A 232-nucleotide genomic window follows, 5' to 3' on the forward strand; every position below is an offset into this window, starting at 1 on the left:
GGCGAGAACTTTGTCAGCTTCACCAGTGACCAGATGGGCGGTAACCTGTCGCCGCTTACGGTGTTTCGCGATCAGCAGGGCTTTACCGGGCGCATTGTCGCGTCGTCTCCGAGCCTGGATGAAATTCTTCGGCTGGTGGGGGCTGGTTATGGCATCGGCTGCCTGCCGGAGCACATTGTTGCGGCGGATGTGCTGGCCAACGAGCTCTGGCGTCTGCCGCCATGGGACGGGG

The 232-nt window shown here is 62.5% G+C and carries 1 protein-coding gene; it reads left to right on the forward strand.

Annotated elements, in window-relative coordinates; translation table 11 throughout:
* Positions 1–232, forward strand: a 232-nt coding sequence (locus SB816_RS35285) for a LysR substrate-binding domain-containing protein (protein ID WP_410548661.1), incomplete at both ends; no start/stop codon positions are given.

Source organism: Achromobacter sp. SIMBA_011 (assembly GCF_046535435.1).
GTDB lineage: Bacteria > Pseudomonadota > Gammaproteobacteria > Burkholderiales > Burkholderiaceae_B > Achromobacter > Achromobacter dolens.